General features: G+C 71.1%; 18 protein-coding genes. All 18 read right to left on the reverse strand.

The genetic code is table 11. The annotated features are described in order from the left end of the window. Window positions 1-80 precede the first annotated feature (80 nt). Entirely contained in the window at window positions 81-1,271 is a 1,191-nt protein-coding gene (gene tuf / locus CK505_RS06595; RefSeq protein ID WP_017833294.1) for an elongation factor Tu, read from the reverse strand. A gap of 159 nt (window positions 1,272-1,430) precedes the next feature. Further along, the gene (gene fusA / locus CK505_RS06600) at window positions 1,431-3,545 is read right to left on the reverse strand and encodes an elongation factor G (protein WP_031282946.1); all 2,115 of its coding nucleotides are present in this window, start codon (window positions 3,543-3,545) and stop codon (window positions 1,431-1,433) included. A 69-nt stretch (window positions 3,546-3,614) separates the two neighbouring features. Next, window positions 3,615-4,085 carry a 30S ribosomal protein S7 gene (gene rpsG, locus CK505_RS06605; RefSeq protein ID WP_017833292.1) on the reverse strand — a complete coding sequence of 157 codons (471 nt, stop codon included), beginning with the start codon at window positions 4,083-4,085 and terminating at the stop codon, window positions 3,615-3,617. Next, the gene (gene rpsL / locus CK505_RS06610) at window positions 4,085-4,459 is read right to left on the reverse strand and encodes a 30S ribosomal protein S12 (protein WP_017833291.1); all 375 of its coding nucleotides are present in this window, start codon (window positions 4,457-4,459) and stop codon (window positions 4,085-4,087) included. The genes rpsG and rpsL overlap by 1 nt, the downstream gene beginning before the upstream one ends. 313 nt (window positions 4,460-4,772) lie before the next feature. Continuing rightward, window positions 4,773-5,585: an IclR family transcriptional regulator C-terminal domain-containing protein gene (locus CK505_RS06615; protein WP_095650584.1), complete on the reverse strand. Its 813-nt coding sequence runs from the start codon at window positions 5,583-5,585 to the stop codon at window positions 4,773-4,775. A 76-nt stretch (window positions 5,586-5,661) separates the two neighbouring features. Beyond that, window positions 5,662-6,339, reverse strand: coding sequence for a 3-oxoacid CoA-transferase subunit B (locus CK505_RS06620; protein ID WP_095650585.1), 678 nt, complete (start codon window positions 6,337-6,339; stop codon window positions 5,662-5,664). A gap of 1 nt (window position 6,340) precedes the next feature. Then, window positions 6,341-7,033: a 3-oxoacid CoA-transferase subunit A gene (locus tag CK505_RS06625; RefSeq protein WP_017833288.1), complete on the reverse strand. Its 693-nt coding sequence runs from the start codon at window positions 7,031-7,033 to the stop codon at window positions 6,341-6,343. 50 nt (window positions 7,034-7,083) lie between these two features. Then, on the reverse strand, window positions 7,084-8,277 hold the full coding sequence (locus CK505_RS06630) for a thiolase family protein (protein ID WP_017833287.1): 1,194 nt from the start codon (window positions 8,275-8,277) through the stop codon (window positions 7,084-7,086). 71 nt (window positions 8,278-8,348) lie between these two features. Further along, window positions 8,349-8,774, reverse strand: a complete 426-nt coding sequence (gene pcaC, locus CK505_RS06635) for a 4-carboxymuconolactone decarboxylase (RefSeq protein ID WP_035924888.1) — start codon at window positions 8,772-8,774, stop codon at window positions 8,349-8,351. Then, complete coding sequence (locus tag CK505_RS06640; protein WP_052132801.1) at window positions 8,771-9,604, reverse strand: alpha/beta fold hydrolase; 834 nt, start codon at window positions 9,602-9,604, stop codon at window positions 8,771-8,773. The genes pcaC and CK505_RS06640 overlap by 4 nt, the downstream gene beginning before the upstream one ends. Beyond that, window positions 9,601-11,046 (reverse strand): lyase family protein, encoded by a 1,446-nt coding sequence (locus CK505_RS06645; RefSeq protein WP_035924890.1) that lies wholly within the window; start codon window positions 11,044-11,046, stop codon window positions 9,601-9,603. The genes CK505_RS06640 and CK505_RS06645 overlap by 4 nt, the downstream gene beginning before the upstream one ends. Window positions 11,047-11,137: 91 nt before the next feature. Next, a complete protein-coding gene (pcaG, locus tag CK505_RS06650; protein WP_095650586.1) occupies window positions 11,138-11,722 on the reverse strand; it encodes a protocatechuate 3,4-dioxygenase subunit alpha in 585 nt (194 codons plus the stop codon). Next, window positions 11,715-12,437: a protocatechuate 3,4-dioxygenase subunit beta gene (gene pcaH / locus CK505_RS06655; RefSeq protein WP_109222055.1), complete on the reverse strand. Its 723-nt coding sequence runs from the start codon at window positions 12,435-12,437 to the stop codon at window positions 11,715-11,717. Before pcaH ends, pcaG begins: the two co-directional genes overlap by 8 nt. A 257-nt stretch (window positions 12,438-12,694) precedes the next feature. Continuing rightward, a complete protein-coding gene (locus CK505_RS06660; RefSeq protein WP_095650587.1) occupies window positions 12,695-13,894 on the reverse strand; it encodes a 4-hydroxybenzoate 3-monooxygenase in 1,200 nt (399 codons plus the stop codon). Window positions 13,895-14,029: 135 nt separating this feature from the next. After that, entirely contained in the window at window positions 14,030-14,794 is a 765-nt protein-coding gene (locus CK505_RS06665; RefSeq protein WP_017833280.1) for an IclR family transcriptional regulator, read from the reverse strand. A gap of 149 nt (window positions 14,795-14,943) precedes the next feature. Beyond that, the gene (locus CK505_RS06670) at window positions 14,944-18,828 is read right to left on the reverse strand and encodes a DNA-directed RNA polymerase subunit beta' (protein ID WP_031282944.1); all 3,885 of its coding nucleotides are present in this window, start codon (window positions 18,826-18,828) and stop codon (window positions 14,944-14,946) included. Between the two features lie 61 nt (window positions 18,829-18,889). Continuing rightward, on the reverse strand, window positions 18,890-22,399 hold the full coding sequence (gene rpoB / locus CK505_RS06675; RefSeq protein WP_017833278.1) for a DNA-directed RNA polymerase subunit beta: 3,510 nt from the start codon (window positions 22,397-22,399) through the stop codon (window positions 18,890-18,892). A gap of 276 nt (window positions 22,400-22,675) precedes the next feature. Further along, the gene (gene gcvP / locus CK505_RS06680; protein ID WP_095650588.1) at window positions 22,676-25,504 is read right to left on the reverse strand and encodes an aminomethyl-transferring glycine dehydrogenase; all 2,829 of its coding nucleotides are present in this window, start codon (window positions 25,502-25,504) and stop codon (window positions 22,676-22,678) included. Window positions 25,505-25,698: the final 194 nt, after the last annotated feature.

Genomic DNA, 25,698 nt, shown 5'->3' on the forward strand with positions numbered 1-25,698 from the left:
CGTGGTTGCCCCGGAACGCACGGAACCCCCCGCCGCTGCAGGAGCGACGGGGGGTTCTGCGCAGATCGGCAGTCCGGGGACTACTTGATGATCTTGGTGACGCGGCCGGAGCCCACGGTGCGGCCACCCTCACGGATGGCGAAGCCGAGGCCCTCCTCCATGGCGATCGGCTGGATCAGCGCGACCGTCATCTCGGTGTTGTCGCCGGGCATGACCATCTCGGTGCCCTCGGGCAGCGTGATGACGCCGGTGACGTCGGTGGTCCGGAAGTAGAACTGCGGACGGTAGTTCGAGTAGAACGGGTTGTGACGCCCGCCCTCCTCCTTGGAGAGGATGTAGACGTTGGCCTCGAAGTCGGTGTGCGGGGTGATGGAACCCGGCTTGCACACGACCTGGCCGCGCTCGACGTCGTCACGCTTGAGACCGCGCAGCAGCAGGCCGCAGTTCTCGCCCGCCATGGCCTCGTCCATCTGCTTGTGGAACATCTCGATGCCGGTGACCGTGGTCTTCTGGACCGGACGGATGCCGACGATCTCGACCTCGGAGTTGATCGGCAGCGTGCCGCGCTCGGCACGGCCGGTCACCACGGTGCCGCGACCGGTGATGGTGAAGACGTCCTCGATGGGCATGAGGAACGGCTTGTCCATCTCACGGATGGGGTCGGGCACGTTCTCGTCGACGGCCTCCATGAGCTCCTCGACCTTGGCGACCCACTCGGGGTCGCCCTCGAGGGCCTTCAGCGCCGAGACGCGGACGACCGGCGCGTTGTCGCCGTCGAAGCCCTGGTCGGAGAGGAGCTCGCGCACCTCCATCTCGACGAGGTCCAGCAGCTCCTCGTCGTCGACCATGTCGGACTTGTTCAGGGCCACCAGCAGGTAGGGCACGCCCACCTGGCGGGCGAGCAGCACGTGCTCACGGGTCTGGGCCATGGGGCCGTCCGTGGCGGCGACCACGAGGATGGCGCCGTCCATCTGCGCCGCACCGGTGATCATGTTCTTGACGTAGTCCGCGTGACCCGGGGCGTCGACGTGCGCGTAGTGGCGCTTCTCCGTCTGGTACTCGATGTGCGCGATGTTAATGGTGATGCCGCGCTGCTTCTCCTCCGGAGCGGAGTCGATGGCACCGAAGTCGCGCTGCTCGTTCAGGTCCGGGTACTTGTCGGCCAGGACCTTGGAGATGGCAGCCGTGAGCGTCGTCTTGCCGTGGTCGACGTGGCCGATGGTGCCGATGTTGACGTGCGGCTTGGTGCGCTCGAACTTGGCCTTCGCCATGGTTGTTCCTCCTAGAACATTTGTCGAAACTTGCTCAGCACTACCCCACCGCGTGTTTCCGGGGGGAGCTTGAGGCGCTCAGCAGTACTGAAACCTCTGCAAGTCTACTTTGGCTGTGCGTGATTGATGAAATTCCCGGCCGGGGCCGAGGGGTGGTGCCTACTCGCCGCGGTTCTTCTGGACGATCTCCTCGGCGACGGCCTTGGGGACCTCCGAGTAGCTGTCGAACCGCATCGAGTACACGGCGCGGCCCTGGGTCTTGGACCGGAGGTCGCCGATGTAGCCGAACATCTCGGACAGCGGGACGAGGGCGTTGACCAGCTTGATGCCGCTCACGTCCTCCATCGACTGGATCTGGCCGCGGCGGGAGTTCAGGTCGCCGATGACCTCGCCCATGTACTCCTCGGGGGTGCGCACCTCGACCGCCATGAGCGGCTCGAGGAGGACGGGCTGCGCCTTGCGGGCACCCTCCTTGAACACCATCGAGCCGGCGATCTTGAACGCCATCTCGGAGGAGTCGACGTCGTGGTAGGCGCCGTCGAGCAGAGTGGCCTTGACGCCCACGACCGGGTACCCGGCGAGGACGCCGAGACGCATGGCGTCCTGGATGCCGGCGTCCACGGAGGGGATGTACTCGCGCGGGACGCGGCCGCCGGTGACCTTGTTGTCGAACTCGTAGAGCTCCTCGGCATCCAGCGGGATCGGCTCGAACGCCATCTGCACCTTGGCGAACTGGCCGGAGCCGCCGGTCTGCTTCTTGTGCGTGTAGTCGATCTTCTCGACGGCCTTCTTGATCGTCTCGCGGTAGGCCACCTGCGGCTTGCCGACGTTCGCCTCGACCTTGAACTCGCGCTTCATGCGGTCCACCAGGATGTCCAGGTGGAGCTCGCCCATGCCGCCGATCTCGGTCTGGCCGGTCTCCTCGTTGAGGGACACGGTGAACGTGGGGTCCTCGGCGGAGAGCTTCTGGATCGCGATGGAGAGCTTCTCCTGGTCGCCCTTGGTCTTCGGCTCGATGGCCACCGAGATGACCGGGGCCGGGAAGGACATGGACTCGAGCACGATCGGCTTCTGCAGGTCGCACAGGGTGTCGCCCGTGGTGGTGTCCTTGAGCCCGATCGCGGCGTAGATGTGCCCGGCCTGGACGGTGTCGACCGGGTTCTCCTTGTTGGAGTGCATCTGGAACAGCTTGCCGATGCGCTCCTTCTTGCCCTTGGTGGAGTTGAGCACCTGGTCGCCGTTGGAGGCCTTGCCGGAGTACACGCGGATGTAGGTGAGCTGCCCGTAGAACGGGTGGTTGGCCACCTTGAAGGCGAGCGCGGAGAACGGCGCGGTCGAGTCGACCGGGCGGGAGAGGATCTCCTCCTCGTTGTTCAGCGCGTGGCCCTCGACGTTCGGGACGTCCAGCGGGGACGGCAGGAAGTCGATGACGGCGTCGAGCATCGGCTGCACGCCGCGGTTCTTGAACGCGGAGCCGCACAGCACGGGGTACGCCTGCGAGGTGATGGTGAGCTTCCGGATGCCGGCCTTGAGCTCCTCGAGGGTGAGCTCCTCGCCGCCCAGGTACTTCTCCATGAGCTCGTCGTCGGCCTCGGCGACCGACTCCACCAGCTGGTTGCGGTACTCCTCGGCCCGCTCCTGCAGGTCGGCGGGGATCTCCTCGATCTCGTACTTGGCGCCGAGGGAGACGTCGCCCTTGGAGTCGCCCGGCCAGACGAAGGCCTTCATGGTGAGCAGGTCGACCACGCCGGTGAACTCGGACTCGGAGCCGATCGGCAGCTGCATGACCAGCGGCTTCGCGCCGAGGCGGTTGATGATGGTGTCGACGGTGAAGTAGAAGTCGGCGCCCAGCTTGTCCATCTTGTTGACGAAGCAGATGCGGGGGACGTCGTACTTGTCGGCCTGGCGCCAGACCGTCTCCGACTGGGGCTCGACGCCCTCCTTGCCGTCGAAGACCGCCACGGCGCCGTCGAGCACGCGCAGGGAGCGCTCGACCTCGACCGTGAAGTCCACGTGGCCCGGGGTGTCGATGATGTTGATCTGGTTGTCGTGCCAGTAGCAGGTCGTCGCGGCGGACGTGATCGTGATGCCGCGCTCCTGCTCCTGCGCCATCCAGTCCATGGTGGAGGCACCATCGTGGGTCTCGCCGATCTTGTGGGAGATACCGGTGTAGAACAGGATGCGTTCGGTGGTGGTGGTCTTCCCGGCATCGATGTGCGCCATGATGCCGATGTTGCGGACCTTCTTGAGGTCGGTAAGCACGTCAAGTGCCACGGTGGTTCCCTTTCGGAGATGGTGCCGGCGGCCTGTCGACCCGGGTGGGGCCGACAGGCCTGGAAGATTCTACCAGCGGTAGTGGGCGAAGGCCTTGTTGGACTCCGCCATCTTGTGGGTGTCCTCCCGGCGCTTCACGGCGGCACCGAGACCGTTGGACGCGTCCAGGATCTCGTTCTGCAGACGCTCGGTCATGGTGTTCTCACGGCGGATCTTCGAGTAGCCGACGAGCCAGCGCAGGGACAGCGCCTGGGCGCGGCCCGGCTTGACCTCGACGGGCACCTGGTAGGTGGCGCCGCCGACGCGGCGGGACTTCACCTCGAGGGCCGGCTTGACGTTCTCCAGGGCCTTCTTGAGGGTGGCGACGGGGTCGGCACCGGACTTGGCGCGGACACCCTCGAGGGCACCGTAGACGATGCGCTCGGCGGTGGACTTCTTGCCGTCCTGGAGGACCTTGTTGATCAGCTGCGTGACGACCGGGGAGCTGTAGACCGGGTCGACGACGAGCGGGCGCTTGGGAGCGGGACCCTTACGAGGCATTACTTCTTCTCCTTCTTGGCGCCGTAACGGGAACGGGCCTGCTGGCGGCCCTTGACACCCTGGGTGTCGAGCGCGCCGCGGACGATCTTGTAGCGGACACCGGGGAGGTCCTTCACGCGACCGCCGCGGACGAGCACGATGGAGTGCTCCTGCAGGTTGTGGCCCTCACCGGGGATGTAGGCCGTGACCTCCACGCCGCCGTTGAGCTTCACGCGGGCGACCTTGCGCAGCGCGGAGTTCGGCTTCTTGGGGGTGGTGGTGTAGACGCGGGTGCACACGCCGCGCTTCATGGGGCTGCCCTTGAGTGCGGGCGCCTTGGTCTTGACGACCTTCGGGGTCCGGCCCTTGCGGACCAGCTGCTGGATTGTAGGCACAGTGTCTCCTGATCGGACGGGACGCGTCAGCGGCCCGCTGGGTGTTCGGCTCCCCCGCGACCGGCCGGGGCCGGGAGCGGGTGCGGCGCCTGTCGTGGGCCCGGCGGGCGGGCACCACGGTCGCCACGCCGAAGGTAGCTGGGCAGACGAAAAGGATGGCATTTCGGTACACAACGCGTACCGGAGGACCGAGTCCGTTCTGCCATGATTTCTTCGGCCTCCAGGGGCGCGGGCGCCGAGGGATGACCGTTCAATTCCTCGACAGCCTATCAGACCCCGGCCGGGGCGGGGAAGCGGGGCCGGGCCGGCCCGCTCAGCGCCCGGTCGCGGCGAGGTCGGCGGAGATCCTCCGGGCGCACTCGAGCAGGGGCGGCACGACGTCGTCCACGGGGTCACCGGCGCTGGCGCCGGGCATCCCCACGCGCATGGAGACGTTCACGGCCGCGACCACGCGCCCGGTGCCGTCGGTGACGGGGGCGGCGACCGAGCGCAGCCCGACCTCGAGCTCCTGGTCGACGAGCGCCCAGCCCTGGGCGCGGACCCGGCGCAGGTCGGCCTCGAGGGCCGCGCGGTCGGTGAGGGTGTGCTCGGTCAGGCGCTCGATCCGCGCCGTGCGGAAGTACTCGTCGAGCTCCTCCGGGTCCAGCCCGGCCAGCAGCACCCGGCCCATGGACGTGGCGTGGGCGGGGAACCGGGTGCCCACGGCGATCGCCACGGTCATGATCCGGTGCGTGGAGACGCGGGCGACGTAGACGATGTCGGCGCCGTCCAGCACCGAGGCGGACGTGGACTCCTCGACCTGCGCCGAGAGGGTCTCGAGGTGCGGGGCGGCCAGGGCGGGCAGCGGCTGCGAGGAGAGGTAGGAGTAGCCGAGCTGGAGGACCACGGGGGTGAGCTCGAAGAGCCGCCCGTCGGTCCGGACGTAGCCCAGCCCCTCGAGCGTGAGCAGGAACCGGCGCGCGGTGGCGCGGGTCAGCCCGGTGCGCCGGGCCACGTCGCTGAGGGTCATCCGGGGGTGCCGGGCGTCGAAGGCCGTGATCACGCCGAGCCCGCGCGCCAGGGACTGCACGAACTGTCCGGGGGTGCCCCGCTCCCCCGCCGGGACGGTCGGGTCCTGCTCGGTCATCGGTGGCCTCCTGCGGGCCTCGTCCGGGGTGCGGCGGCCGGTGCCGGCCCGCCGCGCCCCGTGAGCGGTGCTGGGCTCAGCGGGCGGGCCGCAGCGGGACGTCGACGATCTGCTGGAGCTCCTCGAAGCTCGTGCCGAAGGTCTCGCGCACCGTCACGCCGTCCTCCTCGAGGAGGAACACGGCCTGGTCGGTGTAGATCCGGGAGACGCAGCCGACGCCGGTGAGCGGCATGGTGCACTGCTCCACGAGCTTGGACCGGCCCTTCTTGGTCAGCAGGGACATCATCACGAAGGTCATCTTCGCACCCGTGGCCAGGTCCATGGCCCCGCCCACGGCGGGGATCGCGTCCGGGCTGCCGGTGTGCCAGTTGGCGAGGTTGCCCGTCCGGTCCACCTGGAAGGCGCCGAGCACGCAGTAGTCCAGGTGCCCGCCGCGCATCATGGCGAAGGAGTCCGCGTGGTGGAAGTAGGAGCAGCCCGGCGTCTCGACCACGGGGATCTTGCCGGCGTTGATGAGGTCGGCGTCGACCTCGTCGCCGTGGGCCTCGGGGCCCATGCCGAGCATCCCGTTCTCGGTGTGCAGGGTGACGTCGTCCTCGGCGCTCAGGTAGTTGGAGACCAGGGTGGGCTGGCCGATGCCGAGGTTGACGTAGGAGCCGGCGGGGATGTCGCGGGCCACCACGCGAGCCAGCTCCTCCGGGGCGAGGGGCGTCTCGGAGGTCCTGGGCACGGTGTCCACGGTGTTCTCGCTCATCTCAGATGTCCTCTCGGGGGTCGGTCTGGGCGGGTGCGTCGATCCGCACGACGGTGTCCACGTATATGCCGGGGGTCACGACGGCCTCGGGGTCCAGCCCGCCGCGCTCCACGAGCTCCGCGACCTGCACGATGGAGGTGGCGGCGGCGGCGGCCATGATCGGGCCGAAGTTGCGGGCCGTCTTGCGGTAGACGAGGTTGCCGGCCCGGTCGGCGACGTGCGCCTTGGTCAGCGAGAAGTCGGCCTTGATGGGGTGCTCGAGCACGTAGTGGCGGCCGTCGATCTCGCGGACCTCCTTGCCCTCCGCGAGCAGGGTGCCGTAGCCGGTGGGGGTGAAGAACCCCCCGATGCCGGCGCCGGCGGCGCGGATCCGCTCGGCGAGGTTGCCCTGGGGGACGACCTCGAGCTCGATCTGCCCGGCGCGGTACTTCTCGTCGAAGTGCCAGGAGTCGGACTGGCGCGGGAAGGAGCAGATGATCCTCCGCACGCGGCCGAGCTGGATCAGCCGGGCCAGGCCAACGTCGCCATTGCCGGCGTTGTTGTTCACGACCGTCAGGTCGGTGGCCCCGTGCTCGATGAGCGCGTCGATCAGCTCGACGGGCTGGCCGGCCACGCCGAAGCCGCCGATCATGACGACGGCGCCGTCGTGGATCGGGGCCACGGCCTGCGCGCAGCTCTCTGCGATGTTCAGCATGCGTTGTGCCTTCCTTCGGTGGTCTTCTCCGCCCGGGTCCCGCGCGGGTCTCAGGCGTTCTGGTTCTCGAGCACGACGGCGAGGCCCTGGCCCACGCCGATGCAGATGGCCGCCACGCCCCAGCGGGCCCCGGAGGCCTGCAGGGACTTCGCGAGCGTGCCGAGGATGCGGGTGCCCGACGCCCCGAGGGGGTGGCCGATGGCGATGGCGCCGCCGTGCCGGTTGACGATCGCGGGGTCGATCCCCCACGCGTCGACGCAGGCGAGGGACTGGGCCGCGAAGGCCTCGTTGAGCTCGACGGCGGCGACGTCCTCCCACGTGATCCCGGCGCGGCGCAGCGCCAGGTTCGCGGCCTCGACCGGGGCGAAGCCGAAGAACTGCGGCTCGTTGGCCGCGGCGGCCCGCCCGGCGATGCGGGCGAGGGGCTGCAGGCCGGTCAGCTCGGCGGCCTTCTCGGAGCCCAGCAGCGCCGCGGAGGCGCCGTCGTTGAGGGGCGAGGCGTTGCCGGCGGTGACGGTGCCGCCCTGGTCCGCGGGGCGGAAGACGGTCTTGAGCCCGCCCAGCTTCTCGACCGTCGAGGACGCACGGACGGACTCGTCCCGGGTCAGCTCGGTGCCGGGGACCGGGACGGTGAGGTCGTCGTAGAAGCCCTCGTCCCACGCCTGCTGGGTGAGCTGATGGGAGCGGAACGCGAACTCGTCCATCCGCTCGCGGGTGATGCCGTGGCGCTCGGCGAGCTGCTCGGTGGCCTCGCCCAGGGACACGGTCCACTCCGGGTTCATCGCCGGGTTCACGAGGCGCCAGCCCAGCGTGGTGGAGGCGAGGGTCAGGTCGCCGGCCGGGTAGGGCTTCTCCGTCTTCGGCAGCACCCAAGGGGCCCGGCTCATGGACTCGACGCCGCCGACGAGCATCAGGTCGGCCTCGCCGGCGTTGATCTGCCGGGACGCGATGATCGCGGCGTCCAGGGACGACCCGCACAGGCGGTTGACGGTGGTGCCGGGGAGCTCGACGGGCAGGCCGGCCAGCAGCGTGCCCATGCGGGCGACGTTGCGGTTCTCCTCGCCGGCGCCGTTGGCGTTGCCGAGGATCACCTCGTCGATCGCGGCGGGGTCCAGCGCGGACGCGCGCCGGACCTGCTCGCCGATCACCAGGGCGGCCAGGTCGTCGGGGCGCACGCCCGCCAGGGCGCCGCCGAAGCGGCCGAAGGGGGTCCGCACGGCGTCGTAGATGTAGGCCTCGGTCATGGTGTTCCTCACTTGCGTCGTTGCACGTCGGTCACGGGGTGCCGGAATGGGGTGGTCGGAGGGCCGGCAGGTCAGGGGGCCGGGGGCGCCGCGGAGTCCTCGGCGTCGAGGGCGTCGAGGACCTGCTTGGCGTGCTTGAAGGCGTTGTTGGCGGAGGGCACGGAGAGGTAGATCGCCGACTGGAGCAGGATCTCCTTGATCTCGTCCCGCTCCAGGCCGTTGCGCAGGGCGGCGCGCACGTGCATCTCGAACTCCTCCCAGTGCCCGGCGGCGATCAGCGCGGTCAGGGTCACGGCGCTGCGCATCCGCCGGTCCAGTCCCGGCCGGGTCCAGATCTCGCCCCACGCGTAGCGGGAGATGAAGTCCTGGAACTCGGCGGTGAAGGCGTCCTTGCCGGCCTCGGCGCGGTCCACGTGGGCGTCGGAGAGCACCTCGCGGCGCACGGCCATGCCGTCCGCGTGGGCCTCCTGCTCGGTGCGCCGGGGGTTGCCGCTCATGCTCGTGCTCCTTCGTGGTGGGGTGGGTGGGCGCCGATGTGCTCCTCCAGCAGGCGTGCCACGTCCTGCGGGGCCTCGGCGGGCACGAGGTGGCCCGCGCCCTCGACGACCACGAGGCGGCCGCCGGTCGCCCCGGCCAGCTCCGCCACGGCGTCGGGCGGCGTGGCGGCGTCCTGCGCGCCGACCACGGCGAGCACGGGGACGTCGACGGCGCCGAGGCGCCCGGTCGCGTCGAAGCCCGCGAGGGCCTCGCAGGCCCGGGCGTAGGAGAACCGGTCCGCGTCCTGGAGGGCGTGCAGCAGCCCGGTGGTCGTGACCGCGTCCCGCTCGATGAAGCCCGGGGCGAACCACCGCTGCGCGGAGCCGACGATCTGGGTGGGGGTGCCGGCGGCGGCCACGAGCCGGGCGCGCTCGGACCACGCGGCGGGCTCCCCCACCCGGGCGGCGGTGCCCACCAGCACGGCCGCCGCCGGCCGGTGCGGCGCGTCGAGCAGCAGCTGGAGGCCGACGCAGCCGCCGAGGGAGGTGCCCGCGTAGTAGAACGGACCTCCGGTTTCGAGGCCGGCGGCCTCCTGGTACCGGTCCACGGCGTCGAGCACGCCCCGGGCCAGCTCGGCGGTGCCGAACGGCTCGTCGGCGGGCGCGGAGCCGCCGTGGCCGGGGAGGTCCCAGCCGACCACGCGCAGGTCGGCCTCCAGCAGGTGCGCCGCGGCGGACCACAGCGAGGCGGCGGAGGTGCCGAGCCCCGGGCCCAGCACCAGCAGGGGCGCCCGCGGCGACGGGGCCCGGCGGGTCGAGAACTCGACGAGGGTGAGGACGGGGACGGTCATGCGGATGCTCCTGGGCTGGTCCGGGTGATGGACGGACGGTCGTTCGCGGACCGGCGGTGCTGCGCGAGCACGCGGTCGATCAGCAGGTCGTTGGCCCCGAGGTACCCGGCGGGGTCGAGCAGCCCGGCCACGACGTCCCGGTCCACGGGGGTGCCGTCGGCCAGGGCGGTGCCGGCGGCGAGGCCCACGAGGGCGTCGAGCATGCCCGGTCCGTCGGTCGCGTGCTCGCGCACGACCTCCTGCACGCGCTGCCGCCCCGTGGCGCCGTCGGCGGCGGGCGGCAGCAGGGGCGCGAGCTCCGCGCTGATCCGCTCGGCGAGCACGGCGGGACCCGACGCGTCCAGGTTGGCCCGCATCCGGGCGCTCTGCACGGTGAGCCCGGCCGTGAGCTCGGCCGCGTGCGACGACGCCGCGACGGCGAGCCGGGCGAGCTCCCGCAGTGCCGGCCACTCCGTGTGCCAGGCGCCGTCGGGGCGCTCGTCGACGAACTGGGCGGCGGCGACGTGGAGCTGGGCCACGAGCTGCGGCGCCGTCAGGGCGGTGCGCTTGAGCAGCACGGACAGCACCGGGTTCTGCTTCTGCGGCATCGCCGAGGACACGCCGCGCCCTTCGACGGCCGGTTCCCGCAGCTCGCCGAGCTCGGGGCGGGAGAGCAGCAGGACGTCGTTGGCGATCCGGCCGAGGGCCGCGCAGACCGCCGCGAAGGTCTCGCCGGTGCGCAGCACCGGCCGCCTGGTGGCGTGCCACACGTGCGGCGGCAGGCTCAGGCCGAGCTCGTCGGCCCAGCGGCGGGCGAGCTCGAGGGCCTGCTCGGCGGCGTCGGGGGCGCCCGGGAAGAGCGCGAGGCTGCCGGCGAGGGTGCCGGCGGCGCCGCCGCAGGACACCGGGAGCCGGGCGAGCCCGGCGAGGTCCGCCTCGAGGTCCTGCAGCCCGGCCAGCCAGCCGGCGGCCTTGAGCCCGAAGGTGGTCGGCAGCGCGTGCTGGGTCAGGGTGCGGGCGGCCTGGACGGTGCCGCGGTGGACGTCCGCCAGCCGGGCCAGGGCGTCGGCCGTCTCGGACAGTCGCTCAGCGAGGGGGACGGCGGCGCGCCGGGCCAGCAGCATCATGGCGGTGTCCATGACGTCCTGGCTGGTCAGGCCGCGGTGCACGAAGCGCACGGCGCCGGGGTCGAGCTGCCCCAGCCGGCGCCGGTAGTCGGCGAGGAGCGGGATGACGGGGTTGCCGCCGCCCTCGGCGCGCCGGGCGATGTCCCCGGCGTCGTAGTCGGCGGCGCGGGCGGCCGCACGCGCGGACGCCGCGGCGGCGCGCGGGGCGAGCCCGGCGTCCGCCTGCGCGGCGACCCAGGCGGCCTCGACGTCGAGCAGCGCCTGGAGCACCGCGGTGTCGTCCGTGTGCGCGTCACCCCGGTGGGCTCCGGGGCGGAGCAGCCCGGCGTCGGTCATGCGCGTCCTCCTTCGGTGGTCGTCGGGTCGTCCGTGGCGGGGTGGTGCCGTGCGGGGGCCCCCGGGCGGCCGGGGCCCGCGCACGGAACGGTCACACCTGGAGGTTCGGGTAGGTGAGGAAGACGGTCTCGCCCTCGCCCTGGAGCCGGAGGTCGAAGCGCAGGGAGCCGTCGGCCTCCCGCTCGGCGACCAGGGTGCGGCGGCGGTCCTCGGGCAGGGAGCGCAGCAGCGGGTCGTTCGCGAGGGCCTCGGTGTCCTCCGGCAGGTAGATGCGGGTGAACAGCCGGTTCGTCACGCCCCGGGCGAAGACGGTCAGCGTGATGAACGGCGCCTTGCCGGGCTCGGTCGGCCCCGGGTCAACGGTGGTGAAGGTGTAGTGACCCTCGTTGTCGACGGACGCGCGGCCGAAGCCGGTGAAGGTGTAGCCGTCGCGCACGAGCGAGCCGGTCGCGGTGGGGACGTCGCCGTTGCCGTCGGCCTGCCAGATCTCGAGCATGGCGTCCGGCACGAGGTCGCCGTGGCCGTCGGTCACCGTGCCGTGCAGGCGCACCGCCTGCGGGTGCCCGAGCGGGACGAGCAGCTCGCCCTTGTCGTAGGGCAGCGCGTAGCCGAAGAACGGCCCGATGGTCTGGCCGGGGGTGGCCGGGAGTGCGGGGGTCGCGGGGGTCTCAGACATTGGAGTCGCCTTCCGTCCAGGTGCGGTTCGAGCCGCTGAGCACGATGTCCCAGGTGTAGCCGAGCAGCCACTCGTGCTCGGACGCCTCGTGGTCGTAGTCGGCCACGAGCCGGCGGCGGGCCTCGGGGTCCACGATCGACTGGAAGATCGGGTCCAGCGCGAACAGCGGGTCCGAGGGGAAGTACATCTGGGTGATCATCCGCTGGGTGAAGTCCGTGCCGAACAGGGAGAAGTGCACGTGCGCGGGCCGCCAGGCGTTGTGGTGGTTCTTCCAGGGGTACGGCCCGGGCTTGATGGTGACGAACTCGTAGGATCCGTCGTCGCCGGTCAGGCAGCGCCCCACGCCGGTGAAGTTCGGGTCGATGGGAGCCGGGTGCTGGTCCCGCTTGTGGATGTACCGCCCGGCCGCGTTGGCCTGCCAGATCTCCACGAGCTGGCGGCGCACGGGCCGGCCGTCGCCGTCGAGGACCCGGCCGCGGATCTTGATCCGCTCGCCGATGGGCTCCCCGCCCGACTGGATGGTCAGGTCCGACTCGAGCCGGTGCACGTCCCGCTCGCCGAAGGCGGGCGCGTGCAGCTCGATGGTCTCCGGGTCCGCGTGGTGCAGGTCCTTGGTGGGGTGCCGCAGGATCGAGCTGCGGTAGGGCGCGTAGTCCAGCCGCGGCTGCGTCTCGGTGCGGCCGGACGCGCTGTAGTCGGCGCTGATGCCGGCCATCTCGCGGTCGAGGTCGGCCTGCGTGTCCGCCGCGTCGTCGGGGCCCTTCGGGGTGAGGTGCACGAAGGACTCCTCCGGCCCCTGGTCCTGGTCGGTCATGGTTCAGCTCCTTTGTTGCGAGGTGGCTGCCGCACCGGCGGGCGTGGTGCCCACGGCGAACTCTCCGAGGCTAGCCCATTCGGTGCAGCATTCGCACATGTGTTCACTGTGCGAACTTATTGTGAGGTCACAGTGGAGGACCCCGGCGGGGCCGGGGGTCAGCGGTCGTCGGGCCAGCCGGTGTAGGACTCCGCGAAGTAGGCGGCGCCGCGCTCGGAGCCGGTGATCGCCTTGAACTCGCCGCGCCGGCGCTTCTGGTTGAAGGGGTTCTCCCCCGGCTGGGCGTGCATGAGGTGGGTGGCCCAGTAGGAGAAGTTCTGCGCCTTCCACACCCGCTCCAGCGCCGTGGCCGAGTACCCGGCCAGCCCGGTGCCGTCGCCCGAGCGGAAGAACTCGACGATCGCCGGGGCGAGCACGCGGACGTCGCAGAACGCGAGGTTCAGGCCCTTGGCGCCGGTCGGGGGGACGGTGTGGCCGGCGTCGCCGACGAGGAACAGGTTGCCGTGGCGCAGGGGCTCGCAGACGTAGGAGCGGAACTTCAGCACGGTCTTGTCGAAGATGGGGCCCTCCTGGAGCCGGAGCCCGTCGGGGCCCTCGACCCGGCGCTGGAGCTCGGCCCAGATCCGCTCGTCGTCCCAGTCGTCGACGTCCTCCTCGGGGTCGCACTGGAAGTACATCCGCTGGACCGTCCCGCTGCGCTGGGAGATGAGGGCGAAGCCGTGCTCGGAGTTCGAGTAGATGAGCTCCGGGGCGCTCGGCGGGGCCTCGGCGAGGATGCCGAACCAGGCGAAGGGGTACTCGATGAAGTTGTCGGTGCGCTCCTGCTCCGGGATGGCGCGGCGGCAGATGCTCTGCGAGCCGTCGGCGCCCACGAGGATCTCGCAGCGGATCTCGAAGTCCTCGCCCGCGGCGTCGGTGAAGCGGATGCCGGGCCGGTCGGTGGTCAGGTCGACCACCTCGGTGTCCGTGACGGACCAGCGGACGTCGCCGCCGTCGCGCTCCCGGGCGTCGGCCAGGTCCAGGAACACCTCGTTCTGCGGGTAGAGCCACACGGACTCGCCGACGAGCTCCTTGAAGTCGATCCGGTGGCTCTCCCCCTCGAAGCGCAGCACGGTGCCCTCGTGCTCGTGGCCCTCCGTGAGCACCCGCCCGTCGACGCCGGAGTCGGTCAGCATCCGCACCGTGGGCGCCTCGAGGATGCCCGCCCGGTGGGTGGCGTGGATGGTGTCCTTGTCGCGCTTCTCGACCACGATGCTGTCGATGCCGGCGCGGCCGAGCAGGTGGGCCAGCATCAGCCCGGCGGGGCCGCCGCCCACGATGCCGACCTGCGTGCTGAGAACGGTGCGCTGTGCGCTCATGAGTGCTCCTGGTGATACGACGGGAATCGTGTCCAGTGTCTCAGCGGGCTGTGGGCGGCACCACAGTCGTCCCGTTGAACGGGATGCTGGGGGCGACGGGCGCGGTGTGCCCGGGAGCCGGTGCCGCGGCCCGTCTCAGCGGGGGGCGTCCCGCAGGGTCCGGCGGATGCCGTGCGCCGCGGTGTGCAGCGCCTGGACGATCGCCCCGGCCCGCGCGGCCGGGTCGCCCGCCGGGGTGATGACGCCCAGGCCCGCCACCACCTGGTCGCCGCGCCCCCGCACGGGGACGGCGATCCCCGCCGTGCCGGCCTCGAGATAGCCGGTCTGCAGGGCGTGGCCCGCGCCGCGGATCCGCTCGAGCTCCGCGGCCAGCACCGCGGGTTCGGTCGGCGAGAGCTCGGTGAACGCGGTGAGGGGCCCCTGCAGGTACTCCTCCTGGTAGTCCTGGGGGGCGTGCGCCAGCAGCACGAGGCCCGTGGCCGACAGGTGCAGGGGCAGCCGGCCGGCCACCTCCGACCGGACGGGCACCGCCCGGGGGTGGGAGAGCCGCTCCACGAGCAGCACCTCGCGGCCCTCCACGATGCCGAGCTGCACGTGCTGGCGCAGCACCGCGTGGATGTCGCCCATGAAGGGGCGGGCGGCGCGCGCCAGGCCGAGCTCGCGCGAGGAGCGGTTGACCAGCTCCCACAGCCGGGTGCCGACCACGTAGTGCCCGCCCTCCACCCGCTCGAGCCAGCCCTGGCGGGCCATGTCCCGGGCGAGCCGGTGCGCGGTGGCGGTGGGCAGCCCGGTGAGGGCCGCGATCCGGCCCCCGGTCAGCCGCGAGTCCTCCGCCGTGAACGCCGCGAGGATCCGGTCCGCCCGCTCGAGCACGGACTCCCCGGTGGGTGAGTTCGCCATGGTGACTCCTGGGGCTCCTTCCTGGTCCGCGGCCCGGCCCCGTGACCGGCCGCGGGACGGGGGCAGCCCCGCCCCGGAAGACGCTACTTCCGGAACGGGGCTGCCGTGGTGACCACGAGGGTGATCACGTCCTGCGGGGGACGCCGACCTCAGTTGGAGCCGAAGTCGTAGTCCTCCAGCGGGATCGCCTGGAACTCGGCGGGCGAGGAGTTCTCCTCCGCGTAGCTGAAGTCCGAGAACGAGCCCGGCTCCGTGAACAGCGAGGCCTTCGCCTCGTCCGTCGGCTCCACGTCGATGTTGTTGTACCGCGCGAGCCCGGTGCCGGCCGGGATCAGCTTGCCGATGATCACGTTCTCCTTGAGGCCCACCAGCGGGTCGGACTTGCCCTCCATGGCCGCCTGCGTGAGCACGCGGGTGGTCTCCTGGAAGGACGCGGCCGACAGCCACGAGTCGGTGGCCAGCGAGGCCTTGGTGATGCCCATCAGCTCCGGGCGGCCGGCGGCCGGCCGGCTGCTCTCGGCCACGGCCTTGCGGTTGGCCTCCAGGAAGCGCACGTTCTCGACGAGCTCGCCCGGCAGCAGGTCCGTCTCGCCCGACTCGATGATCGTCACGCGGCGCAGCATCTGCCGCACGATGACCTCGACGTGCTTGTCGTGGATGCCCACGCCCTGGGAGCGGTACACGCGCTGCACCTCGTCCACGAGGTGCTTCTGCGCCTGCCGCGGACCGCGGATGCGCAGCACCTCCTTGGGGTCGACGGCGCCCGAGACCAGCTGCTGGCCGACCTCGACGTGGTCGCCCTCGGTCACGAGCAGCTTGGCGCGGCGCAGCACCGGGTACCCGATCGCCTCGTCCCCGTTGTCCGGGGTCACGACGAGCTTCAGGGCCTTCTCGGTGTCCTCGATGCTGACCCGCCCGGCGACCTCCGAGATCGGCGCGACGCCCTTGGGCGTGCGGGCCTCGAAGAGCTCCTGGATACGGGGCAGACCCTGGGTGATGTCGCCGTCCGAGGACGCCACACCACCGGTGTGGAAGGTGCGCATCGTGAGCTGCGTGCCCGGCTCGCCGATGGACTGCGCGGCGATGATGCCGACGGCCTCGCCGATGTCCACCAGCTGGTTGGACGCCAGCGAGCGGCCGTAGCAGGCCGCGCAGACGCCCACCGCGGACTCGCAGGTCAGCACGGAGCGCACGCGCACCGTGTCGGCCCCGCCCGCGAAGAGGGCGCTGATGAGCCCGTCGGAGAGGTCCGTGCCGGCCTCGGCCAGGATCTCGCCGTTGGCGTCCACGACGTCCACCGCGAGCACCCGGCCGTGCACCGTGTTCTCGATGTCCTCGTGCAGCACGCGGGACCCGCTCTCCTGCACGTCGGCGAGCGGCAGGTTCAGGCCGCGCTCCGTCATGCAGTCCGCCTCCCGCACGATGACGTCCTGGGAGACGTCGACGAGACGACGGGTCAGGTAGCCCGAGTTCGCCGTGCGCAGCGCGGTGTCGGCCAGGCCCTTGCGGGCACCGTGGGTCGCGATGAAGTACTCCAGCACCGACAGACCCTCGCGGTACGAGGACTTGATCGGGCGGGGCATGATCTCGCCCTTGGGGTTGGACACGAGCCCGCGGATGCCGGCGATCTGGCGGACCTGCATCCAGTTGCCTCGGGCGCCGGAGGACACCATGCGGTTGATGGTGTTCAGCGGCGACAGGTTCGCCTGCATGGCCTGGGCGACCTCGTCCGTGGCCTTGGTCCAGATGTCGATGAGCTCCGAGCGGCGCTCGTCGTCGTCGATCAGACCACGGTCGTACTGGCCCTGGATCTTCGCGGCCTGCGCCTCGTAGCCCTCCATGATGGCGGGCTTCTCCGGCGGGGTCGCGATGTCCGAGATCGCCACGGTCACGCCCGAGCGGGCCGCCCAGTGGAACCCGGCGTCCTTGAGCTCGTCCAGCGTGTGCGCCACGGTGACCATCGGGTACCGCTCCGCGAGATCGTTGACCAGCGCGGACAGGTGCTTCTTGTCCGCGACGGCCTCGTCCCAGGGGTAGTCCTCGGGCAGCGTCTCGTTGAACAGCACGCGGCCCAGCGTGGTCTGCACCAGCACCGGCTGACCCGGCTCCCAGCCCTCGGGGGCCTCCCAGCCCTCGAACGGCACGAAGTCGTCCAGCTCGATCCGGCACAGCGCGTTGAGGTGCAGCCGGCCGGCGTCGTGGGCCATGATCGCCTCGGCCACGGAGGAGAACGAGCGGCCCTCCCCCTCCTCGCCCTCGCGGACGGTGGTGAGGTGGTACAGCCCGATGATCATGTCCTGCGAGGGCAGTGCGATCGGCTTGCCGTCCGAGGGCTTCAGGATGTTGTTCGAGGACAGCATCAGGATGCGCGCTTCGGCCTGGGCCTCCGGGGACAGGGGCAGGTGCACGGCCATCTGGTCGCCGTCGAAGTCGGCGTTGAACGCGCCGCACACGAGCGGGTGGAGCTGGATGGCCTTGCCCTCGACGAGCTGCGGCTCGAACGCCTGGATGCCCAGACGGTGCAGGGTGGGGGCACGGTTGAGCAGCACGGGGTGCTCGGTGATGACCTCCTCGAGCACGTCCCACACCTGGGGGCGGTAGCGCTCGACCATGCGCTTGGCCGACTTGATGTTCTGCGCGTGGTTGAGGTCCACCAGCCGCTTCATCACGAACGGCTTGAACAGCTCCAGCGCCATTTGCTTCGGCAGACCGCACTGGTGCAGCTTCAGCTGCGGGCCGACCACGATGACCGAGCGGCCGGAGTAGTCGACGCGCTTGCCGAGCAGGTTCTGCCGGAACCGGCCCTGCTTGCCCTTGAGCATGTCGGACAGCGACTTCAGCGCACGGTTGCCCGGCCCGGTGACCGGGCGGCCGCGGCGGCCGTTGTCGAACAGCGAGTCCACGGCCTCCTGCAGCATCCGCTTCTCGTTGTTGACGATGATCTCCGGGGCGCCCAGGTCCAGCAGGCGCTTGAGCCGGTTGTTGCGGTTGATCACGCGCCGGTAGAGGTCGTTGAGGTCCGATGTGGCGAAGCGGCCGCCGTCGAGCTGGACCATCGGGCGCAGCTCCGGCGGGATCACCGGGACGGCGTCCAGGACCATGCCCAGCGGCGAGTTGTCCGTGGTCAGGAACGCGTTGACGACCTTGAGCCGCTTCAGGGCGCGGGTCTTGCGCTGACCCTTGCCGGTGGCGATGGTCTCCCGCAGGGACTCGGCCTCCGCCTCGAGATCGAAGGTCTCGAGGCGCTTCTTGATCGCCTCGGCGCCCATCGAGCCCTCGAAGTACATGCCGTAGCGGTCCACCATGACGCGGTAGAGCGCCTCGTCTCCCTCGAGGTCGTTGACCTTGAGGTTCTTGAAGCGGTCCCAGACCTGCTCGAGGCGGTCGATCTCCAGGTTGGCGCGCTTGCGCACGTTGGCCATCTGGCGGTCGGCGGAGTCGCGGAGCTTGCGCTTCTCCGCGGCCTTGCCGCCCTCCTCCTCAACCCGGCCGAGCTCGGTCTCGAGGTCGCGGGCGATCGCGGCGATGTCGGAGTCGCGGGTGGACTCCATCTGCGCCTTCTCCCGGTCCACGGCGGCCTGCAGGTTCGGCAGGTCGTCGTGGCGGGCGTCCTCGTCCACCGACGTGATCATGTACGCCGCGAAGTAGATGACCTTCTCCAGGTCCTTCGGGGCGAGGTCCAGCAGGTAGCCGAGCCGCGAGGGCACGCCCTTGAAGTACCAGATGTGGGTCACGGGAGCGGCGAGCTCGATGTGGCCCATGCGCTCACGGCGCACCTTGGCGCGGGTGACCTCCACGCCGCAGCGCTCGCAGATGATGCCCTTGTAGCGCACGCGCTTGTACTTGCCGCAGTAGCACTCCCAGTCCCGGGTGGGACCGAAGATCTTCTCGCAGAACAGGCCGTCCTTCTCGGGCTTGAGCGTGCGGTAGTTGATGGTCTCCGGCTTCTTGACCTCGCCGTAGGACCAGGTCCGGATGTCCTCCGCGGTCGCAAGACCGATCCGCATGAGGCCTAGTGAAGATTCGTTGGACATGAGGGTCCTTTATCTCTTTCTCTGGAAAAGTTGACGTCTCGTCGGGGTGGACCGAGCGGGATCAGACCTCTTCGACCGAGCTGGGCTCGGAGTGCGAGAGATCGATGCCCAGTTCCTCGGCCGCCCGGAAGACCTCGTCATCCGAATCGCGCATCTCGATGGTGTTGCCGTCCGCCGAGAGCACCTCGACGTTCAGGCACAGCGACTGCATCTCTTTGATGAGGACCTTGAAGGACTCGGGGACACCCGGCTCGGGGATGTTCTCGCCCTTCACGATGGCCTCGTAGACCTTCACGCGCCCGTGCACGTCGTCGGACTTGACCGTCAGCAGCTCCTGCAGCGTGTAGGCGGCGCCGTACGCCTCGAGCGCCCAGACCTCCATCTCGCCGAAGCGCTGGCCGCCGAACTGCGCCTTACCGCCCAGCGGCTGCTGGGTGATCATGGAGTACGGGCCGGTGGAGCGCGCGTGGATCTTGTCGTCCACCAGGTGGTGCAGCTTCAGGATGTACTGGTAGCCCACCGACACCGGGTCCGGGAACGGCTCGCCGGAGCGGCCGTCGAACAGCCGGGCCTTGCCGGACCGGTCGATCAGCCGCACGCCGTCGCGCGTCGGGTTGGTGTGGTCGAGGAGGTCGAAGATCTCCTCCTCGCGCGCGCCGTCGAACACCGGGGTGGCCACGTTCGTGGGGCCGGACTGCTTCGGGAAGTTCGGCAGCCGGTCGAGCCACTCGGGGTCGCCCTCGATGTTCCAGCCCTGCTTCGCGAGCCAGCCGGTGTGCACCTCGAGGACCTGCCCCAGGTTCATGCGGCCGGGCACGCCCAGCGGGTTGAGGATGATGTCCACGGGGGTCCCGTCCTCGAGGAACGGCATGTCCTCCAGGGGCAGGATCTTCGAGATGACGCCCTTGTTGCCGTGGCGGCCGGCGAGCTTGTCGCCGTCCGTGATCTTGCGCTTCTGCGCCACGTACACCCGGACCACCTGGTTGACGCCCGCGGGCAGGTCGTCGTCCTCGTCGTCGCGGTCGAAGACGCGCACGCCGATGACGGTGCCGGACTCGCCGTGGGGCACCTTCAGGGACGTGTCGCGCACCTCGCGGGACTTCTCGCCGAAGATCGCCCGCAGCAGGCGCTCCTCCGGGGTCAGCTCGGTCTCGCCCTTCGGGGTGACCTTGCCCACGAGGATGTCGCCGGCCTGGACCTCCGCGCCGATGTGGATGATGCCGCGCTCGTCGAGGGCGGACAGCACCTCCTCGGACACGTTCGGGATGTCCCGGGTGATCTCCTCGGCGCCCAGCTTCGTGTCGCGGGCGTCGATCTCGTGCTCCTCGATGTGGATCGAGGTGAGCACGTCCTCCGAGACCATGCGCTGGGAGAGGATGATCGCGTCCTCGTAGTTGAGGCCCTCCCAGGACATGTAGGCGACCAGCAGGTTCTTGCCCAGGGCCAGCTCGCCCTGGTCCGTGGAGGGGCCGTCGGCGATGACCGAGCGCTCCTCGACGCGATCGCCCTCGGAGACGATGACGCGCTGGTTGTAGGTGTTGCCCGGGTTGGAGCGCGTGAACTTGTTGATCGGGTAGACCGTGGTCGTCCCGTCGTCGTTGAGCACGCGCACGAGGTTCGCCGAGACCTCCTCGACCACGCCGGCCTTGCGGGCCAGCACGGAGTCCCCGGCGTCCAGGGCCGCGTAGCGCTCCATGCCGGTGCCCACGAGCGGGGCCTCGGACTCGAGCAGCGGCACGGCCTGGCGCTGCATGTTGGCGCCCATGAGCGCGCGGTTGGCGTCGTCGTGCTCCAGGTACGGGATGAGCGCGGTCGCCACGGACACCATCTGGCGCGGGGAGACGTCCATGAACTGCACGGCGGTCGGGTCGACCAGCACGGCCTCGCCCGAGCCGTCGGCGGCGCGCGCGAGGACGGCGTCCTCGGCGAACCGGTTGTCCGGGCCCAGCGGGGCGTTGGCCTGGGCGATCGTCACGCCGCGCTCGTCGTCGGCGGTGAGGTACTCGACCTCGTCGGTGACGAGGCCGCCGACGACCTTGCGGTACGGGGTCTCGATGAAGCCGAACGGGTTGATCCGCCCGTAGGTCGCCAGCGAGCCGATGAGGCCGATGTTGGAGCCCTCGGGGGTCTCGATCGGGCACATGCGGCCGTAGTGCGACGGGTGGACGTCACGGACCTCCATGCCGGCGCGGTCGCGGGAGAGACCGCCCGGGCCGAGCGCGGACAGGCGGCGCTTGTGGGTCAGGCCCGCGAGCGGGTTGTTCTGGTCCATGAACTGCGACAGCTGCGAGGTGCCGAAGAACTCCTTGATCGCCGCCACGACGGGACGGATGTTGATCAGGGTCTGCGGGGTGATCGCCTCGACGTCCTGGGTGGTCATGCGCTCACGCACCACGCGCTCCATGCGGGACAGGCCCGTGCGGATCTGGTTCTCGATCAGCTCGCCCACGGCGCGGATGCGGCGGTTGCCGAAGTGGTCGATGTCGTCGACGTCCACGACGACCTCGCGGGGTTCGCCGTCGCGCACGCCCTTCATGGTGCCGCCGCCGGCGTGCAGGGTGACGAGGTAGCGGATCATCGCGACGATGTCGTCGACCGACAGCACGGAGGCGTCCTCGTCCTCGAACGCCTTGTCGAGGCCCAGCTTCCGGTTGATCTTGTACCGGCCGACCTTCGCGAGGTCGTAGCGCTTGGAGTTGAAGTACATGTTGTCGAGCAGCGCCTGCGCGGCGTCGACCGTGGGCGGCTCCCCCGGGCGCAGCTTGCGGTAGATGTCCAGCAGCGCGTCCTCGCGGGACTCGACGGTGTCCTTCTCGAGGGTCGCCCGGATGGAGTCGAACTCCCCGAACTCCTCGAGGATGCGGGACTCGCTCCAGCCGAGGGCCTTGAGCAGCACGGTGACCGACTGCTTGCGCTTGCGGTCGAGGCGCACGCCCACCTGGTCGCGCTTGTCGATCTCGAGCTCGAACCACGCGCCGCGCGAGGGGATGATCTTCGCGGAGTAGATGTCCTTGTCCGAGGTGCGGTCCTGGCCGCGCTCGAAGTAGGCGCCCGGCGAGCGGACGAGCTGGGACACGACGACACGCTCGGTGCCGTTGATGACGAAGGTGCCCTTCTCGGTCATCAGCGGGAAGTCGCCCATGAACACGGTCTGCTGCTTGATCTCGCCCGTGTTGTTGTTCATGAACTCGGCCTTGACGTACAGGGGCGCCGAGTACGTGGCGTCCCGGTCCTTGCACTCGTCCATGGTGTACTTCGGGTCGTAGAACTCCGGCTCCGAGAAGGACAGGGACATGGTGCCCTGGAAGTCCTCGATCGGGGAGATCTCCTCGAAGATGTCGGACAGCCCGGAGGTGCGGGCGATGCCCTGCTCCCCGGTCTCGATGGCCTGCTGGACGCGGGCCTGCCACCGCTCGTTGCCCACGAGACGGTCGAAGCTGTCCGTCTGGAGGGCCAGCAGGTTCGGCACGTCCAGCGGTTCATGGATCTTGGCGAAGGAGATGCGGCGCGGGATGTTCCCGTCGGCCGGTCGGTTAGCGGTTACGTTCGAATCGGTGCTCGAGGCGACCAAGATGGATTCCTTCCACAGACCTGCAGTTGAATCGCGCAGTACCCGAATCGGGGATACGGGTGTGCGAGGGCCAGCGGACTCGAGATGCTGGTTCGCTCCCCGGGGGCGCCCACCGCTATATGAAGGCACGCAGAATGAGGGACAACGCAAAGATCCAGCATAGACGCGATGTGCGGCTCTGTCCACACGACCGGTGGACGCGGGCGTCCACCGGTCGTAGGATGGGAAATTTCGTGCTCCGGGTCTCACCGGCACCGGGGGCGCCGGGCCCGCGGGTCAGCCCGCGGCCGCGAACGCCTCGACCGGCGGGCAGCTGCAGACGAGGTTGCGGTCCCCGGCGGCGTTCTCCACCCGGCCCACGGGCGGCCAGTACTTGGCCCGGCGCAGCTCGGGCAGCGGGTAGGCGGCCCGGGACCGGGGGTAGGCACGGTCCCACTCGTCGGCCGTGAGCACCTCCGCGGTGTGCGGCGCGCGGCGCAGGACCGAGTCCTCGAGTGCGACCTCGCCGTCGGCCACGGCGGTCATCTCCGCGTGGATCGCGCGCATCGCGGCCACGAACCGGTCGAGCTCCGCGAGGTTCTCGGACTCCGTGGGCTCCACCATGAGCGTGCCCGCCACCGGGAACGCGAGGGTGGGGGCGTGGAAGCCGTAGTCGACGAGCCGCTTGCAGACGTCCTCCGCGGTCACCCCGGAGGCCTTCGTGAGCGCGCGCAGGTCGAGGATGCACTCGTGGGCCACGAACCCGCCCGGGCCGGTGTAGAGGGTCGGGAAGACGTCGGCCAGCCGGGCGGAGACGTAGTTCGCGCTGAGGATCGCGGTGCGCGACGACGCGGTGAGCCCCTCCGCGCCGGTCATGGCGATGTACATCCAGGAGATCGGCAGCACCCCGGCCGACCCGTGGCGGGCCTGGGACACGGGGAAGGAGTCCTCCCCGCCGTCCGGGGCCGCGGGGTCCCCGGGCAGGAACGGCACGAGGTGCTCCGCCACGGCCACGGGCCCCACGCCGGGCCCCCCGCCGCCGTGCGGGATGCAGAAGGTCTTGTGCAGGTTCAGGTGGGAGACGTCCCCGCCGAAGCGGCCCGGCCGGGCGAGGCCCATGAGCGCGTTGAGGTTGGCGCCGTCCACGTAGACCTGGCCCCCCGCCGCGTGCACGGCCTCGCACACGGCCGTGATCTGCTCCTCGAACACGCCGTGCGTGGAGGGGTAGGTGACCATGATGCCCGCCAGCTCCTCCCCCACGCTCCCGATCTTCGCGGCGAGGTCGTCCAGGTCCACGGAGCCGTCCCCGGCGGTGGCCACGACCACCACCTTGAGGTCCGCGAGCACCGCGGAGGCGGCGTTGGTGCCGTGGGCCGAGGACGGGATGAGGACGGTGGTGCGCTGCCGGTCGCCCCGGGAGAGGTGGTAGCGCCGGATCGCGAGGAGCCCGGCGAGCTCGCCCTGGGAGCCGGCGTTGGGCTGGACGGAGACCGCGGCGTAGCCGGTGATCTCCGTGAGCCAGGACTCGAGCTGGGCGATGAGCTCGCGCCAGCCGAGGGTCTGGTCCTCGGGGGCGAGCGGGTGGATCGAGGCGAACTCGGGCCAGCTGATGGGCTCCATCTCCGCGGCGGCGTTGAGCTTCATGGTGCAGGAGCCGAGCGGGATCATGGTCCGGTCGAGGGCCAGGTCCTTGTCCGCGAGGGAGCGCAGCCAGCGCATCATCGCGGTCTCGGAGCGGTGCAGCGTGAACACGGGGTGGGTCAGGTAGGAGTCGGTGCGCAGCAGCTCGGCGGGCAGGCCCCACGCCCCGCCCGCGTCGTCCGTAGCCGCGGCGCCGAAGGCCGCGAGCACGGCGTCGACGTCGCGCTCGTCGTGGGGCTCCCCCACCGACACGGAGACGTGGTCCGCGCCGGCCCGGCGGACGTTGATCCCGCGCTCCGCGGCGGCGGCCACGACGGCGTCGGCGCGGCCGGGGACCTCGGCGAGCACGGTGTCGAAGAACCGGTCGTGGACCACGCGCACGCCCGCCGCGGCGAGCCCGGCGGCCAGGCGGGCGGCCAGCCCGTGCACGCGCTCGGCGATGGCGCGGAGCCCGTCCGCGCCGTGGTAGGCGGCGTAGGCGCCGGCCACGACGGCCAGCAGCGCCTGGGCGGTGCAGATGTTCGAGGTGGCCTTCTCGCGGCGGATGTGCTGCTCGCGGGTCTGCAGGGCCAGCCGGTAGGCGGGCCGGCCGGAGGAATCGGTGGAGACGCCCACCAGGCGACCGGGCAGGTTCCGCTCGAGGCCCTTGCGGCAGGCGAGGAACGCGGCGTGGGGCCCGCCGAAGAACAGGGGCACCCCGAAGCGCTGGGCCGAGCCCACGGCGATGTCCGCGCCCTGCTCCCCCGGGGAGCGCAGCAGGGTCAGGGCCAGCAGGTCGGTGGCCACGGCCACGAGCGCCCCCCGCGCGTGCGCCTCCTCGGCGCGCTCGGCGAGGGGGACGACCTCGCCGTCGACGCCCACCTGGGTCAGGACCACCCCGAAGAGCTCGCCCTCGGGCAGCCCCTCGGCGAGGTCGGCGACGACCAGCTCGATGCCCACGGCCCGGCAGCGCCCGCGCAGCACGGCGAGGGTCTGCGGGAGCGTCCGGGCGTCGACGACGACGCGCCGGCTTGTGGCCTTCCGGTTGGCCCGGCGCATCATGAGCACGGCCTCGGCCACCGCGGTGGCCTCGTCCAGGAGGGAGGCGTTCGCCAGGTCCAGGCCGGTGAGGTCCATGACGGCGTTCTGGAACGTGAGCAGGGCCTCGAGGCGGCCCTGCGAGATCTCGGGCTGGTAGGGGGTGTAGGAGGTGTACCAGGCGGGGTTCTCGAGGATGTTGCGGCGCAGCGCGGGCGGGGTGACGGTGTCCGCGTAGCCCTGCCCGATCATCTGGGTCATCACCCGGTTCTTCGCCGCGACCCGGCGCAGCGCCGCGAGGGCCTCGTGCTCGGACATCGGGGCGGGCAGGCCCAGCGGCTCGGAGGAGGCGATGGTCGCGGGGACGGCGCGGGCGACGAGCTCGTCGAGGTCGGCCGCGCCGACGGTCTCGAGCATGATCGCGGTCTCGGCGGCGTCCGGGCCGAGGTGGCGTGGCAGGAAGGACAAGGTGAGCTCCTCGTGGTCCGAGGCCCGGTGGGGCCCGTCCGCCCTCCCCCGCCCGGACTCTCCCGCTGCGCGTGGGCGGCCGATGTGGTCGTGCCCCCAGTCTCCCACAGACCGTCCGGGCCCGGCACGGCACGAGGCCCCGGACGCCGTGCGTCCGGGGCCTCGCAGGAGCGTCCGTGAAGGGACGCGTCCGG

The sequence above is a fragment of the Kocuria sp. WN036 genome, from assembly GCF_002287015.1.
GTDB classification, from domain to species: domain Bacteria; phylum Actinomycetota; class Actinomycetes; order Actinomycetales; family Micrococcaceae; genus Kocuria; species Kocuria rosea.